Source organism: Nakamurella aerolata (genome assembly GCF_013002705.1).
GTDB classification, from domain to species: Bacteria; Actinomycetota; Actinomycetes; order Mycobacteriales; family Nakamurellaceae; genus Nakamurella; species Nakamurella aerolata.
In genome coordinates, this window is the sequence record NZ_JABEND010000003.1 from 215,684 (window position 1) to 230,357 (window position 14,674).

At 68.3% G+C, this 14,674-nt stretch carries 12 protein-coding genes; 8 read left to right on the forward strand and 4 right to left on the reverse strand.

All coding sequences use genetic code 11. From position 1 onward, the window contains the following. Positions 1 to 2 precede the first annotated feature (2 nt). Entirely contained in the window at positions 3 to 2,369 is a 2,367-nt protein-coding gene (locus HKD39_RS07085; protein WP_212754165.1) for a bifunctional alpha,alpha-trehalose-phosphate synthase (UDP-forming)/trehalose-phosphatase, read from the forward strand. 5 nt (positions 2,370 to 2,374) lie between these two features. Next, entirely contained in the window at positions 2,375 to 3,814 is a 1,440-nt protein-coding gene (proS, locus tag HKD39_RS07090) for a proline--tRNA ligase (protein ID WP_171199159.1), read from the forward strand. 57 nt (positions 3,815 to 3,871) lie between these two features. Here proS and HKD39_RS07095 read toward each other — a convergent pair whose 3' ends face one another. Both HKD39_RS07095 and HKD39_RS07100 read right to left on the reverse strand, forming a co-directional pair. After that, positions 3,872 to 4,288 (reverse strand): nuclear transport factor 2 family protein, encoded by a 417-nt coding sequence (locus HKD39_RS07095; protein WP_171199160.1) that lies wholly within the window; start codon positions 4,286 to 4,288, stop codon positions 3,872 to 3,874. A 185-nt stretch (positions 4,289 to 4,473) separates the two neighbouring features. After that, complete coding sequence (locus tag HKD39_RS07100) at positions 4,474 to 5,553, reverse strand: LacI family DNA-binding transcriptional regulator (protein WP_171199161.1); 1,080 nt, start codon at positions 5,551 to 5,553, stop codon at positions 4,474 to 4,476. Positions 5,554 to 5,743: 190 nt separating this feature from the next. On the opposite strand from HKD39_RS07100, the gene HKD39_RS07105 reads away from it, so the two are divergent. From HKD39_RS07105 to HKD39_RS07120, 4 genes are all read left to right on the forward strand, one after another. Then, on the forward strand, positions 5,744 to 6,919 hold the full coding sequence (locus HKD39_RS07105) for an ABC transporter ATP-binding protein (protein WP_171199162.1): 1,176 nt from the start codon (positions 5,744 to 5,746) through the stop codon (positions 6,917 to 6,919). Between the two features lie 291 nt (positions 6,920 to 7,210). Further along, positions 7,211 to 8,221, forward strand: coding sequence for a metal ABC transporter solute-binding protein, Zn/Mn family (locus HKD39_RS07110; RefSeq protein ID WP_171199163.1), 1,011 nt, complete (start codon positions 7,211 to 7,213; stop codon positions 8,219 to 8,221). Continuing rightward, entirely contained in the window at positions 8,218 to 9,084 is an 867-nt protein-coding gene (locus HKD39_RS07115) for a metal ABC transporter ATP-binding protein (protein ID WP_171199164.1), read from the forward strand. The genes HKD39_RS07110 and HKD39_RS07115 overlap by 4 nt, the downstream gene beginning before the upstream one ends. A 17-nt stretch (positions 9,085 to 9,101) precedes the next feature. Further along, positions 9,102 to 10,052, forward strand: a complete 951-nt coding sequence (locus tag HKD39_RS07120) for a metal ABC transporter permease (RefSeq protein ID WP_171199431.1) — start codon at positions 9,102 to 9,104, stop codon at positions 10,050 to 10,052. A gap of 106 nt (positions 10,053 to 10,158) precedes the next feature. On the opposite strand, the gene HKD39_RS07125 is transcribed toward HKD39_RS07120, so the two are convergent. Both HKD39_RS07125 and HKD39_RS07130 read right to left on the reverse strand, forming a co-directional pair. Then, the gene (locus tag HKD39_RS07125; protein ID WP_171199165.1) at positions 10,159 to 11,217 is read right to left on the reverse strand and encodes a hypothetical protein; all 1,059 of its coding nucleotides are present in this window, start codon (positions 11,215 to 11,217) and stop codon (positions 10,159 to 10,161) included. Between the two features lie 302 nt (positions 11,218 to 11,519). Continuing rightward, positions 11,520 to 11,966, reverse strand: coding sequence for a MarR family winged helix-turn-helix transcriptional regulator (locus tag HKD39_RS07130; RefSeq protein WP_171199166.1), 447 nt, complete (start codon positions 11,964 to 11,966; stop codon positions 11,520 to 11,522). A 27-nt stretch (positions 11,967 to 11,993) separates the two neighbouring features. Between HKD39_RS07130 and HKD39_RS07135 the strand changes: the two genes are divergently transcribed. Both HKD39_RS07135 and HKD39_RS07140 read left to right on the forward strand, forming a co-directional pair. Next, on the forward strand, positions 11,994 to 12,869 hold the full coding sequence (locus HKD39_RS07135) for an SDR family NAD(P)-dependent oxidoreductase (protein WP_171199167.1): 876 nt from the start codon (positions 11,994 to 11,996) through the stop codon (positions 12,867 to 12,869). Positions 12,870 to 13,747: 878 nt separating this feature from the next. Then, on the forward strand, positions 13,748 to 14,347 hold the full coding sequence (locus HKD39_RS07140) for a DUF222 domain-containing protein (protein ID WP_171199168.1): 600 nt from the start codon (positions 13,748 to 13,750) through the stop codon (positions 14,345 to 14,347). The last annotated feature ends 327 nt before the right edge of the window (positions 14,348 to 14,674 follow it).

A 14,674-nucleotide genomic window follows, 5' to 3' on the forward strand; every position in this document is an offset into this window, starting at 1 on the left:
TTGTGAGCAAGGACAGCAGCGAACGAAAAGCCAAGCAAGACAAGGCCACCGCAGGATCAGGCAAAGCGGCTAAACCGTCCCGCAAGCTCCATCCGCTCGACTCGACGACGGCCCCCGCCCCGGACGAACGCGCCAACATGGTGGTGGTCGCGAACCGGTTGCCGTTCGACCTGAAGAAGCAGCCGGACGGCAGCACCAAGGCCACCCAGGCGCCGGGGGGTCTGGTCACCGCGCTCGCCCCGATCCTGTCCCGCCGGGAAGGCGCCTGGATCGGCTGGCCGGGTGACGCCGACGTCGCGCTGGAACCGACCACCACCGACGGACTCACCCTCTACCCGGTGCCGTTGAGCCACGACGAGGTGGAGAATTACTACGAGGGCTTCTCCAACGCAACGCTGTGGCCGCTGTACCACGACGCGGTGGCCGAACCGGAGTTCCACCGGCACTGGTGGGACGCCTACCAGCGGGTCAACCGCCGCTTCGCGGAGAAGGCCGCTGCGGTCGCCGCCGAAGGGGCGACGGTCTGGGTGCACGACTACCAGCTGCAGCTGGTGCCGGCCATGCTCCGGCAGCTGCGGCCCGATGTGCGGATCGGGTTCTTCCTGCACATCCCGTTCCCGCCGGCTGAGCTGTTCATGCGGCTACCGGCCCGCGCGGCCATCATGGAGGGCCTGATGGGTGCCGACCTGATCGGTTTCCAGGTGCCGGGCGCCGTCCGCAACTTCACCAGGCTGGCCCGCACGCTGCTGGACGCCGAGGTCACCGGCACCACGCTGCGCTACGACGACAGGCAGATCAGGGTGGGGGCTTTCCCGATCTCGATCGACAGCGAAGCGCAGAGCGAACTGGCCACCCAGCCGCACGTCACCGAGGCTGCCGCCCAGTTGCGCGAGGATCTGGGCCTGCCCCGCAAGATCATCCTCGGCGTCGACCGGCTCGACTACACCAAGGGCATCAACGTGCGGCTGCGCGCCTTCGGCGAGTTGCTGGCCGAACGCGACCCGGCGGTGGACGACGCGGTGATGATCCAGATCGCCACGCCCTCGCGGGAGCGGCTGGGTTCGTACGTGCGCACCCGGGAGGACATCGAGCGTCAGGTCGGCGCACTGAACGGTGACTACGGACGGATCGGCCGGCCCGCGGTGCACTACCTGCACCAGTCGTTCCCGCGGGAGGACCTTGCCGCGTTCTACGTCGCGGCCGACGTGATGGCGGTGACCCCACTGCGCGACGGAATGAACCTGGTGGCCAAGGAATATGTGGCCTGCCGGTCCGCCGGCGACGGGGTACTGCTGCTCAGCGAGTTCACCGGGGCCGCGAACGAGCTCAAGCAGGCGCTGCTGGTGAACCCGTACGACACCAACGGCGTGAAACAGGCGCTGCGTCGCGCGCTGCAGATGCCGATGACGGAGCAGAAGAAGCGGATGCGGGCGATGCGGCGGCAGGTCGCCACCCACGACGTCGATGCCTGGGCGCGCTCGTTCCTGTCCACCCTCGAGGACACCCGCGATCCCGCAGGGGCGGCCCTGCGGCGGCTGCCGAGCGACATCGTCGAGGTGATCGACCAGCTCGCCGCCACCCCGAACCTGTTGGTGGGGACGGACTTTGACGGGGTGCTCGCGCCGATTGTCGACGACCCGGCTTCGGCCCGGCCGCTGCCGGACTCGGTGCAGGCGCTGCGCACCCTTGCGATGCTGCCGAACACCTCGGTCGCGGTGATCTCCGGGCGGCAGCTGGAATCGTTGCGGGCGCTGCTCGGCGACGCCGGCCCGGTGTACATGATCGGCTCGCACGGCGCCGAGGACGCCGGCATTCTCGGGGTGCCGCAACCACAACAACCCGCCGAGGCCGGTCCGACCCCGCCGACGCTGACCGCAGCGCAGCAGGATCTCAAGGACAGGGTCGAGGCGGAGACCGCGAGCATCGCCGAGCAGTTTCCCGGGGTCAGGCTGGAGCACAAGCCGACCGGCGTGACGGTGCACGTACGCGGGTTGCCGGCCGAGGTGGAGAAGCAGGTGGACCAGCGGGTGCGCGAGGGTGTCGGCAGCTGGGACGGGGTGCGGCTGCTCCCGGGCAAGAAGGTGCTTGAACTGTCCGTCGTGTCCGCAGACAAGGGCGCGGCACTTGCTGCCCTGAAGAACGGTTTGTCTTCCAGCGCAGCGCTTTTCGTCGGCGACGACGTGACGGACGAGCACGCCTTCGCGGTGCTGGACGTGCACGACGAACCGCAGGCGCAGGGCCCGGACATCGGCATCAAGGTGGGCCCGGGCGACACCATCGCGAAGTTCCGCATCGACAATCCACGACGGGTGGCCGATCTGTTCACCGCCCTGGCCGCGGCTCGGCAGCGGCACCTGCGGATAAGCTGACCCGCATGCCCAAGCAACCCGTGGTGACCCCGCGCGCCCAAGATTTCCCGCGCTGGTATCAGGACGTCATTGCCAAGGCCGAGCTGGCCGACAACGGCCCGGTGCGCGGCACCATGGTGATCCGACCGTACGGCTGGGCGATCTGGGAGCGGATGCAGGCGGCGATGGACGCCCGCATCAAGGCCGCCGGCGCCGAGAACTGCTATCTGCCGCTGTTCATCCCCGAGTCGTACCTGTCACGCGAGGCCGAGCACGTCGAGGGCTTCTCGCCAGAGCTGGCGGTGGTGACCCACGCCGGCGGCAAAGACCTGGAAGAGCCGGTGGTGGTGCGACCCACCAGCGAGACGGTGTTCGGCGAGTTCATGGCCAAGTGGGTGACCAGCCACCGCGATCTTCCGCTGCTGCTGAACCAGTGGGCCAACGTGGTGCGCTGGGAGATGCGGCCGCGAGTGTTCTTGCGTACCAGTGAGTTTCTGTGGCAGGAAGGACACACCGCGCACGCCACCGAGGCGGACGCCAGTGCCTATGCCAGGCGCATCCTGCACGAGGTGTATGCCGATTTCATGCGCACCGAGTTGGCGATGCCGGTGCTCGCCGGACGCAAGACCAAGCGGGAACGCTTCGCCGGCGCCACCAACACCATGACGCTGGAAGCCATGATGGGCGACGGCAAGGCGCTGCAGATGGGCACCAGTCACGAGCTCGGCCAGAACTTCGCGCGCGCCTTCGACATCGGCTTCACCGATGTGGATCAGCAGCGCCAGCTGGCCTGGACCACCTCGTGGGGTACCTCCACCCGGATGGTCGGCGGGCTGATCATGTGCCACGGCGACGACGCCGGCCTGCGGATACCTCCGCGGCTGGCCGCCACCCAGGCACTGGTGACCATCGTCAAGTCAGCACCGGAGGTGGATTCGACTGCGGCACAGCTGGTTTCGGAACTGGCCGCGGCCGGTGTGCGGGTCAGGCTGGACGACAGGGTGGACACCCCCTACGGCCGCCGCGCGGTGGACGCCGAGCTCAAGGGCATCCCGGTGCGGGTCGAGGTGGGGCCGCGTGATCTCGCCGACGGCCAGGTGACGCTGGTTCGCCGGGTGCCGGGCAGCAAGGAGCCGGTGCGGGTGGGAGAGGTTGCCCAGCAAGTGGTTTCGGCACTGGCCGCCGATCACCAGGCACTCTACGACGAGGCGCTGCAGCGCCGCGATGCCGCCACCGTCGACGCCGGCTCGGTGGACGAGGCCGTCGACGCGGCGCAGACCGGCTGGGCTCGGCTGCCGTGGAAGCTGCTGGGCGACGAGGGCGAAGCGCGGATCGCCGGGCAGGGCATCACGGTGCGCTGTCTGGTGGTGCCGGACGCCGACGTCGAGGGCGGATACCGGGTGCCGGACACCGACGACGTTGCGGTGGAACCGGAGCTCACGGCGATCGTCGCCCGCGCCTACTGAGCGCGCTTCGCAGCGGGCCGACCAGCGTCGCCGCCGCGGGCGGGCAACAGCTCGCAGCTAGCTGTGTCGGGCGGGCTCCACCAAATGTTCACGCCCGGCCGGTGGCTGGTACGGCTCCGGCCAGAACTCGGTGATGCCGGTGATCAGCCCGGACGAGTCGAAGGTGAAAAAGCTGACAGCAGGCAGGGTTTCGGCGCCGACCTCCATGTCGATTCGCGAGACCGCACCCTCGGCGTCGGCCACAACGGTCCGCACGGTGGCATGCCAGATGTCGGGATACTCGGTGTTGAACCGCAGGTACCGCTCAGCACCACGGATGGTCTCGCCGGTCTGCGGCAGGTGATACACCACGTGCGGGTGCAGCAACTCGGCGTAGCTGCCCCACTGTCTGGCCTCGGCCAGCCGCCAGTACTCGTGCACCAGCGCACGATGCCGTTCCGCCGCACCGTCATCGGAACCGATCGGTTCAGTCATGATCGGCACCGTAACGCCGGCCACCGACACACCACCTGCTCGCGCCGCTCGTCACTGCGCTTCTCTCGCTTGCGCACCTGCTGCTCGCGCATCTGCGCCTTGCGCTTCCGCGGAAGCGCCGAGGCCGGTGCGCATCCGCGCTACCACTGCCAACGCCGGCAGCCGCGGGCGTCCGGGCAACAGCGTCAGCCGTGATGCGGCGCGGTGGAGGTGCCAGCGACGAACGTCGTCGGGAGCATCACCTGCCGGGCGCGGTGCCGCACCGCCGGATCTAGCAGCAGACGTCCGGCCTCGCGGCCCTTGGCGGTGACCGGCTGCGACACGGTGGTGACGCCGGCGTCGAGGGCCGCCTTGACACCGTCGAAGCCGGTCACCGAGATGTCCTGCGGCACCCGCTTGTGCCGGCGCCGCAGTTCGCCGATGGCGCCCATCGCCAACACATCAGAGGTCGCGACCAGCGCGGTGATGCCGGGGTCGAGCTCCAACACCTGGCCGGCGGCCGAGGCTCCGGCAGCGATCGAATGGTCGAAGCGTTCGACCACCGGGATCCGGTCCCAGGCCACCCCCGCCGCCTCGAAACCGTCGCGCAGACCGGCCAACCTGTTGCGCTGCACGTGATATCCCGCGCCCTCTTGGCGGCGCTCGTCCACCACGCCGTTGTGCTGATCTCGGCCCAGCCGCATACAGATCACGCCGATCCGCTTGTGCCCCAACGAGATCAGGTGATCGGCCATGTTCCGCATGGCCGCTCTGTCGTCGATGCCGACCAGATCGGCAGCGTCGGTCGCCGGCTGGTCGGAGATCACCGTCGGCACCGGCCGGGCCAGCATCGCCGCCAAGAACGGGTCGTCCTCGGGCATCGAGTAGGCGACGAAGCCGTCGACCGCGGCGCGGGTAACACTGCGGACGTCGTCGGAATCGGGGCTGGCAGGCACCAGCAGCAGCCCGATGCCGGCGCGATCGCACTCCAGCGTCAGGCCCTCGAGAAACGCCACCGCCGCCGGGTCGCGGAAGGCGTACGAGACCTGCTCGGTGAGCAGCAGACCGATGGCACCGGCCTTGCGGGTCCGCAACGACCTGGCCACCGGATCGGGTCCGGCATAGCCGAGCCGCTCCGCGGCCTTCATCACCCGTTCGCGCAGCGCGGGCGAGAGTTGATCCGGCCGGTTGTAGGCGTTGGACACCGTGGTGCGAGACACCCCGAGTTCCCGCGCCAGCGACGCCAGGGTGGCTCCCCCGCGCCCGACCAGCCGACCCGAATGCATCCCAGCACGGTAGCGGAGCCGCCGGAGCACCCGTCCGGCGCGCTCCTCGGCGCCCGAACGGGTGATTCTGGAAAGCGCTTTCCAAGCCGCTCTTCCGTGTCGGCAATCGGGTGGTTAGCGTGGGTGGTGCCGCAATCGGCACGCGCACTCGCTTGCGTGGCACTCCCAGAGTCGAGAGGAACCCCACCCGATGGCAGACGTCATTTACGACAGCGCATCCCGCATCTACCCCGGTAACCCGCCGGTCCGCGCCGTCGACAAGCTCAACCTGAACATCGCCGACGGCGAGTTCCTGGTGCTGGTCGGCCCGTCCGGTTCCGGAAAGTCGACGGCGCTGCGCATGCTGGCCGGCCTCGAGGACGTCAACGAGGGGCGCATCCTGATCGCCGACCGCGACGTCACCAACGTGCCGCCGAAGAACCGCGACATCGCCATGGTGTTCCAGAGCTACGCGCTGTACCCGCACATGACGGTCGCCGAGAACATGGGCTTCGCGCTGAAGCTGCGCGGCGTGTCCAAGAGCGAGATCGCCACCAAGGTCAAGGAGGCCGCCGGCCTGCTCGACCTGGAGAAGTACCTCGACCGCAAGCCGAAGGCCCTCTCCGGCGGCCAGCGCCAGCGTGTCGCGATGGGTCGCGCCATCGTTCGCGAGCCTTCCGTCTTCCTGATGGACGAGCCGCTGTCGAACCTTGACGCCAAGCTGCGCGTCGAGACCCGCGCCAACATCGCCGAGCTGCAGGCCCGGCTCAAGACCACCACCGTCTACGTGACCCACGACCAGGTCGAGGCGATGACCATGGGCGACCGGGTGGCTGTGCTGAAAGACGGTCTGCTGCAACAGGTTGACACCCCGCGCGCGCTCTACGACCGTCCCGCCAACGTCTTTGTCGCCGGCTTCATGGGGTCGCCTGCGATGAACATCATGACGCTGCCGCTGGCCGACAACGGCGTCAAGCTGGGCGAGACCATCGTCCCGCTGCCGCGCGACATTCTGTCCGAGGCGTCGTCCGAGGGCCTCAAGGAGGTCACCTTCGGTGTCCGCCCGGAGAACCTGCGCCTGGGCAGCGAGGGCGTGCCGGTGACGGTCGACCTGGTCGAGGAGTTGGGCGCCGACTCGTACGTGCACGGGCACGGGCCGGACGGCGAACGCCTGGTGATCCGCACCGACGCCAGGGTGCAGCTCACCCAGGGCGCCACCGTGCGCGCCACCGTGCAGGACGGCGACCACGTCCACGTGTTCAACCCGACCAACGGCGAGCGGCTGAAGTCGTCGTCGGCGGTCCCGGCCGCAGACGGGCCGGCCGGTGCGGCGGGCGCCGTGCAGACCGGCGGCACCCAGCCGGCATCGCTGAGCAAGGACGCCTGAGCACACGGCCTGGGCACGGCCTGACCACACAGCCTGAAATAACAGCAGTACCGCCGAGCAGGGGCGGTCACCATCGGACTTCCGGTGGTGGCCGCCCTTGTTGGTTTCTCCTGACGACGGTTCTTCTGATGGCGAGTTCTGCTGACGGCGGGTTCTTCGGGCGCTTGATTCGTCGGGCGCTTGGTTCCCTTGCGCGCTTGCGTCTTGGGCGCTTGGTTCCTCAAGAACCGTCGAGGTGCTAGTGTTAATGGAAACCATTCCCATTAACTGTCATTCGCCCAGGAGAGCTGCGTGCACCCGCCCCACCGTCGAACCGCGCTGCTCGCGCTGGCCACCACGCTCGGCCTGCTGGTCGCCGGCTGTGGCAGCGCCGAGTCGGCCACTAGCGGCGCCTCCAGCAGCGGCGCCGGTGGTGGCCAGTTGTCGATCGTGACCACCACCAACGTGTACGCGGCGATCGCTCGCGCGGTGGCTGGCGACCGCGCGCGGGTGACGGCGATTCTGGACGATCCGTCGGCCGATCCGCACTCGTTCGAGGCCACCCCCGCCGACCAGGTCGCCATCGGCAAGGCGAACGTGGTGATCGCCAACGGCGGCGGGTACGACGATTTCGCCATGAAGATGGTGGAGGCGGCGCCGTCACATCCCGCGTTGCTCGATGCCGTCGAGATCTCCGGGCTGGACGCGGGTGGCCACCCGCACGCATCCGCCGATGCCGCCTCGGGCGCCGGCGAACCAGCCGGGCACGACCACGGCGTGTTCAACGAGCACGTGTTCTACAGCTATCCGGCAATGGCGAAGCTGGCGAATGCCCTGGCGGACAAGCTTTCTGCTGACGATCCGGCCGGCGCCGCGGCGTTCAGGAAGAATGCCGCCAGCTTCACTGCCGGTCTGGACAAGCTCACCGCTCAGGCAACGGATGTCGGCAAGAAGTACCCAGGACGCAGGGCGGTGGTCACCGAGCCGGTGGCCGGATACCTGCTCGACACCATCGGCATCGCCGACGCCACCCCGGAGAGCTTCGCCGAGGCCGTCGAAGAAGAGAACGATCCTTCGGTGAAGGACGTCGCCGCGGTGTCTGATCTGCTGAAGCAGCACCAGGTTTCGCTGCTGGTGTACAACGATCAAACGTCCGGCCCTGTCACCGACCAGGTGCAGCGCACGGCCGAGTCCGCCGGGATTCCGGTGGCGCCGGTGAGCGAAACCCTGCCGCCGGGTGTCGACAGCTACCTCACCTGGCAGCAACGGACCATCGGCGGCCTTGCGTCGGCATTGGCGGCGGCACCGGAGGCCGGCCGATGACAGAGCGTCCGGCGGTCCAGCGGCTGGCCAACGATCACGCGCTGGCGGCCAGCAATCCCACTCCGGCGGTGCATCTGCGGGACGCCGGCCTGACGTTCGGCGACCGAACCCTGTGGGATCACTTGTCTTTGGACATCGCGCCGGGTGAGTTCGTCGCGGTGCTCGGACCGAACGGCGCGGGCAAGACCAGTTTGCTGCGGGTGCTGCTCGGCATGCAGAAGCTGACCACCGGTTCGGTGACCGTTGACGGACGTCCGGTGAACCGCGGGTCGCGTCGGATCGGATACGTCCCGCAGCAACGGAACTTCGACCCGACGCTGCCGGTGCGGGCACGCGATCTGGTGTCGTTCGGCGTCGACGGTCACCGTTGGGGCATTCCGTTGCCGTCGCGCAGCCGCACCGCTGCGGTCAACCGGGCGTTGGCGCAGGTCGGCGCCACCCGCTACGCCGACGCCCCGGTCGGCATGCTGTCCGGCGGTGAGCAGCAGCGGCTGCGGATCGCGCAAGCGCTGGTGACCGATCCGTCCGTGCTGTTGTGCGACGAACCGCTGCTCAGCCTCGACCTTGCCCACCAGCAGGCGGTGGCCGACCTGATTGACAAGCGCCGCAAGGAGTTCGACACAGCGGTGGTGTTCGTCACGCACGAGATCAACCCGATCCTGCCGATGGTCGACCGGGTGCTGTATCTGGTGGACGGGCGGTTCCGGATCGGGGCGCCGGACGAGGTGATGACGTCGTCTGTGCTGAGCGAGCTGTACGGCGCGCCGATCGATGTGCTGCACGCCGGCGATCAGATCGTGGTGCTCGGCACCGATCACCATGCCCATCACGGCGAACACGATGTGGTGAAGGCGATTCCATGATGTCGACCAGCCTGCTGATGCCGTCCGCGCTGCCAGATCCGTTGCGGTCAGAGTGGTTCTCGTTGCCATCGATCTCCGAGCAACTGCCTTACGTGCACGGGGCGCTGATCGCCGGGCTGATTCTCGGGGTGCTCGGCGGGTTGATCGGCCCGTTGATTCAGGCGCGGGACTTGGCTTTTGCCGTGCACGGCACCTCGGAGATGTCGTTCGCGGGGGGCGCGGCCGCGCTGTTGTTCTTCGGCCAGGGCGTCGCCGCCACGGGCACCATCGTGGCGACCGGTTCGATTGTCGGGTCGGTGTTGGCGGCCGTGTTGTTCGGGGTATTGGGACAGCGAGCTCGTGATCGCAACTCCGCGATCGGGGTGATCCTGCCGTTCGGGCTCGGGCTGGGCGTGTTGTTCCTGGCGCTGTACCCGGGGCGCTCGTCGAACAAGTTCGGGTTGTTGATCGGGCAGATCGTGTCAGTATCGGACAATCAGCTGTGGTTGCTGTCCGGCGTGGCGGTGGTGGTGATCGCCGGGCTTGCGGTGATGGCGCGGCCGTTGCTGTTTGCCTCCGTCGACCCCGATGTTGCTGCGGCACGCGGAGTTCCGGTTCGCGGGCTCACCCTGGTGTTCATGCTGCTGCTGGGGCTGACGGTGGCGATGACGGTGCAGGTGGTCGGTGCGTTGTTGGTGCTGGCGCTGCTGATCACGCCGACCGCGGCGGCGGCCCGCATCACCGCGTCGCCGTTGTGGGTCACCGTGTGGTCGGTGATCTTCGCGGTGGTCAGCGCGGTCGGCGGCATCATTCTCTCGCTGACGCCTGGGCTGCCGACGTCGCCGTTCATCACCTCGCTCGCATTCGCCATCTACTTGGTGTGCAGGGTGATCGGTGCGATCCGGGTGCGCCGTGGTTGGAGCAAGCGTGGTGCCGGGTCGCTCACGCCGGTGGCAGTTGCTGCCGGGTCTGCCCAGCCGTCCCATTGATCAGCCCTCCCATTGATCAGCCGTCCACCTGACCAGCCGTCGACCTGACCAGCCGTCCACCTGACCAAGTCGTGCGCGCCGTTCGACTGACCAACCGTGCACCTGCTCAGCCGGCCACCTGTCCAGCCGTCCAACTGACCAAGTCGTGCGCGCCGTCCGGGCGGGGCGCCTCCGCGTAGAACCTCAGTCCCCCACCGGGTTCCGCCACAACGCTGACGTGCCGCACCGGCCAGGTCTGACCGCCGGCGCCGGCGCGCATGCCGGACTCGAACGGCACCGATGCGTAGCGCCGGCCGTCCCACCGGGCCAGTCCGGTGGTCTCCTCCCAGTTCGACTCGGCGTCGGGACGTCCGTCGTACAACAGGTAAGGCGGCATGGCGCCGACGCCGGATTCCGTTGCGACGTCTAGCGTTTCGGTTCCGTCAGCGGTGCCCGCACCGGCGGGATCACCCGCATCGGCACCGTGGCCAGCCCCGGCGCGGGCATCGGGACCGGCACCGCGGCCGGCATCCTGCGTCATCGGCGGTAGCACCGCGGTGGCCCGCGCCCCGTGCTCGTCCCAGGCGCCCGGCCGTCCCGCGAGCACGTCGCCGCGGTCCGACCAGCCGAGCCCGTCCGCACTGGTGTACAGCCGCGTGGTCATCCGGTCTTCGGCGTCCGGGATGTCGAGCGGGTGGCAGGTGACCAGCATCAGCCAGCCGGTGCCGTCGTGCCAGATCACCGGGTCCTTCACGCCGACCTCGTCGCTGCCGGGAAGCACCACGAGACGATCGGCGGTGGACGCGAGCTCGCGGGCAGTCGCTGCGGTCCTTGCCTCGATCCACCAGTGCTTGGAATCCCTTGTGGCACAGGACAAGTAGAGTCGCAGCCGCCCGTCGGCGAGCCGTACCAGCGCCGGACGCTCCAGCGACGCCGGCCGTAGATCGTCCGGAAAATCGTCGACGGTGACGCTGCCCTCGGTCTCGAAGTTGACGCCGTCGGAGCTGACGGCAACGTGCGCCGCGACGCCACGGCCGGCGTGCAGCGGCCGCCGCTCTCGCCACGTCAGCCAGTACCGCCCGTCGAGGACGGCAGCGCTGGCCGCACCGGACCAGTTGCCCTCACCGGACGCCGGCGCTGGCACGACAACCGTGGTCTGCTCGGGTGGGGTCAGCGGGATACTCACCGGATCTCCTTCTGTTCGTGCCCGTTCGCGATGCCCTGTCTTCCGCTCGTCGGGTCGGTCCGATCACGTCTCACTCGGACGATCCCGCCCCCTCCAGTGCGTGGCATCTGTTGCGCAACACCTCCAGTGTGCGCGGCGAGTCCGGTCCGCGCGCACCCGCGACGGTGCCCGGCGTGTGCGGCCCTGCCTCCGTTCGCATCGTCGCGCTTGCGTGGAAGCGCCTGGTCGGCGGGTTGAGCGTGGTCACCTGGGGTGTTCTCTCTGGTTGCGCGGCGTGAGATCGACCTGGGACGGGTGCCGGGTCAGTCCCCTGCCTCGACGAGCGCCGCACGTAGCTTGCGTAACAACCGATTCAGCGTGTCTTGCTCCCGCAGGGTGAGACCGCGCAGAAACTCGCGTTCGCTCCCGGTGGCCGAGCTTGCCAGTCGCTCAGCTGTTCTTCGGCCCTTGGGTGTCAGGTCGATCAAGCGCCGTCGGCGGTCTGACGGGTCGACTGCTCGCCGGACCAGTCCCCTCGATTCGAGGCTGTCCACTATCGGCACGACGTTGCGCGGATCGACCGCGATGTATCTGGCCAGCGCCTGCTGGCCAACCTGGTGGTGAGACTGCAGGGCGAGCAGCACTGCGTGCTCGTGAGGGCTGAGGCCGTGGGTTTGCAGCATCGCCTGCCAACTGCGCGTCGCCATCGATCCGAGCCGTGCGAGTAGGAATCCCGTTGCCGACTCAAACGGGAGTGCGTCTTCAGCCATGGACATATTCTATGATAGACATGGAACATGTCTATCTTCCGGACGTACCTCGTCACGGGCGCTACCAGCGGGATCGGCCACGCGCTCGCGCGCCGACTCGCGAGCACCGGAAGGTCAGTTCTCCTCGGAGCGAGGACCACCGAGAGTGGGCAGCTGGCGGCCGAGCGGATCCGCACCGACATCCCTGACGCAAGTCTCAGCGTCGTCAGCGGTGACCTGTCAGAGATGACGCAAGTGCGGGCGCTCGCAGAGCAAGTCCGCGAGGCGGTCCCTCGGTTGGACGGAGTCGTCCTCAACGCGGCGGAGGTCCGAACCACGCGCGTGATCACTCCCGACGGCTTCGAGACCAACTTCGCCACGAACTATCTCTCAGGGTTTCTGCTGACCGAACTGCTCATGCCGCTCCTGAAACGGTCGCGTCCCGCTCGCATCGTGACCGTCTCGTCGTCCAACCACTCGCACATCAAAACGATCGACCTCGAGGGACTTGCCACTGCCCCGGACTTTCGGCACGCCAACAGCTACTCGACTTCGAAGCTGCTCAACGTCTTGCACGCCACCGCCCTCGCGCCTCTTCTGACAACGAGCGGCGTGACGATCAATGTTGCTGATCCCGGCTTCGTCCGAACAAATCTCGGAAGACACGCGACTGGAGGATTCGCACTCTTCCTGAGGATGGCTGGGATCTTCCAGGACTCACCCGAGAAGGCAGTGCAGACTCCCTACCACCTCGTGACAGCACCCGAGTTCGCAGACACCAACGGCCAGTACTTCACGAAGGGCAAACCCGGAAAGCCAAGCAGACTGTCGCGGGACGCAGAACTCGCCTCAACTCTCCGGGACTTCAGCATCAGCCTGCTCATCGACAACCAGCTCGCTACCAGCGGCGAGTTCCTAGTTTGACGAGAAACTAGTTTGGCGAGAGACACAGATGGCGAGGGATGCAGCACAACAGATGCCGGCAGCCCGACGGCTTACTGGCGCCGGAAGGGCGTCTGAGAGTGAGCGTGTCCTGCTTCCGCGGAAGCGCGACACGGGCGGACCATCGGGCCGGTCCCCACCGGGTGCGCGTCGGCCCGCAACCGGACCTTCACGGGCACGCACCGTCCACTCGATAATGCTTCCGCGGAAGCGCGGCAGGCGTGGTCACACGAGACCCCGGTGACCGGATTTTCTTCCGCCCGCAGCGATTGATCCTTCCTGGCGCGCACACCGCTTCTCCGGCGAGCGCACCGCTTCTTTGGCGAGCACCACCGGCCGTGCCGAGCGCTTCCGCGGAAGCGCCCTGGGCGTGAGATCGTCCGGCATCCCAACGGTTCACACCGCAGCGCACGGACCGCGATACACGAATACTTCCGTGAAGCACCACTCATGCGGACGGTCGGCCCTCCTCATTGATCTCGACGGCCGGACCTTCATCGGTGCGCAGACGGAACATCACTGCCGGGCGGTACCCGTGCCGCAGGTCTTACCCGCCAGCAACCGCATGCGACCTTCCACCGGCCTCCACAGCGCCCCACCGCCAAACCCGGGCCATCTGGGCGCTTCCGCGGAAGCGCCCGATGCGGTGGTGGCCACCGGCACCGCTGATGGGGTGCAATCTGGTCAGCACCCAAGCGTCGAAGCCGCTGTTTCAATTCTGCCTTCCTAGCTGGTCAAACCGGCAGTGTCGGTGCTGTGTTCTAGCGTGTGGGTCATGACGAAAGCGCGTGGGCTCCGTGGCAATCGGGTCGCCGGGAGCCGCGTCGCGCGCCGACCCATCGATCCAGGGAGAACAGCAGGTGGCACTCAGCACCGTTCACAAGCAGACCGACCGATCGCCGGCCGACTCCATCACGCCAGTGCCCGGCTCGCCACCGAGCGAGAACGCGGCGCCCGGGTTCGCTGACCTCAGCGACGATGCGCTCGGCGGCCGGATCTGTGAGCTGGCCGGGCGAATAGCCGAGGCCACCTGCCGCTGGTTGGAGATGATTGCCGAGTTCGACCGCCGGCACGGCTGGTCGGGTGCGGGCATCAAGTCCTGCGCCCACTGGCTGGCATTGCACTGCAGCGTCGCGCCGAACACAGCGCGGGAGCACCTGCGGGTGGCGCGAGCGCTCGGCGAACTGCCCAAGATCAGCGCCAGCTTCCGTCGGGGCGAGCTCTCCTACTCGAAAGTGCGTTCCCTGAGCAGGGTGTCGGACCGGATCGCGGAAGACACGTTGCTCAATCTCGCTGCGGCGGCGACCGCGTCACACTGGAACGCACGGTTCGCGGATTCCGCAAGGGCGAGGGCCAACGGTTGGCTCAGCTGCAACGCCGGTCGGTGCGCTGGCGCACGGAGGACGACGGCACCGTCGTGCTCACCGCCGAGTTGCCGTCCGAAGAGGGTGCAGTGCTGATCGCGGCGTTGGAGGCCGCGACAGATCAGCTGCAGCGCGCCAGCAGTTCCGCTGTCATCGCTCCTTCTGACAACCCGCCTGTTTCCACCGCTTCCGTTGCTCGACTTGCCTCCGCCGCCCCCGCCGCTCCGGCTGCGGACGTGCACACCGGCGGCGCGCCCGCGACTGCGAGGGTCGCTACCGACGTCGGCACAGCGCCCGAGTCTGAGCCCGAACCCAACAGTGGCAGGTCCGGAACCGACATACCCGCCGCCGGACCCACCGGACCCACCGTACCCGCTGAACCCACTGAACCCGATGGCACCGGCGGCATCTGGCCCCTCACCG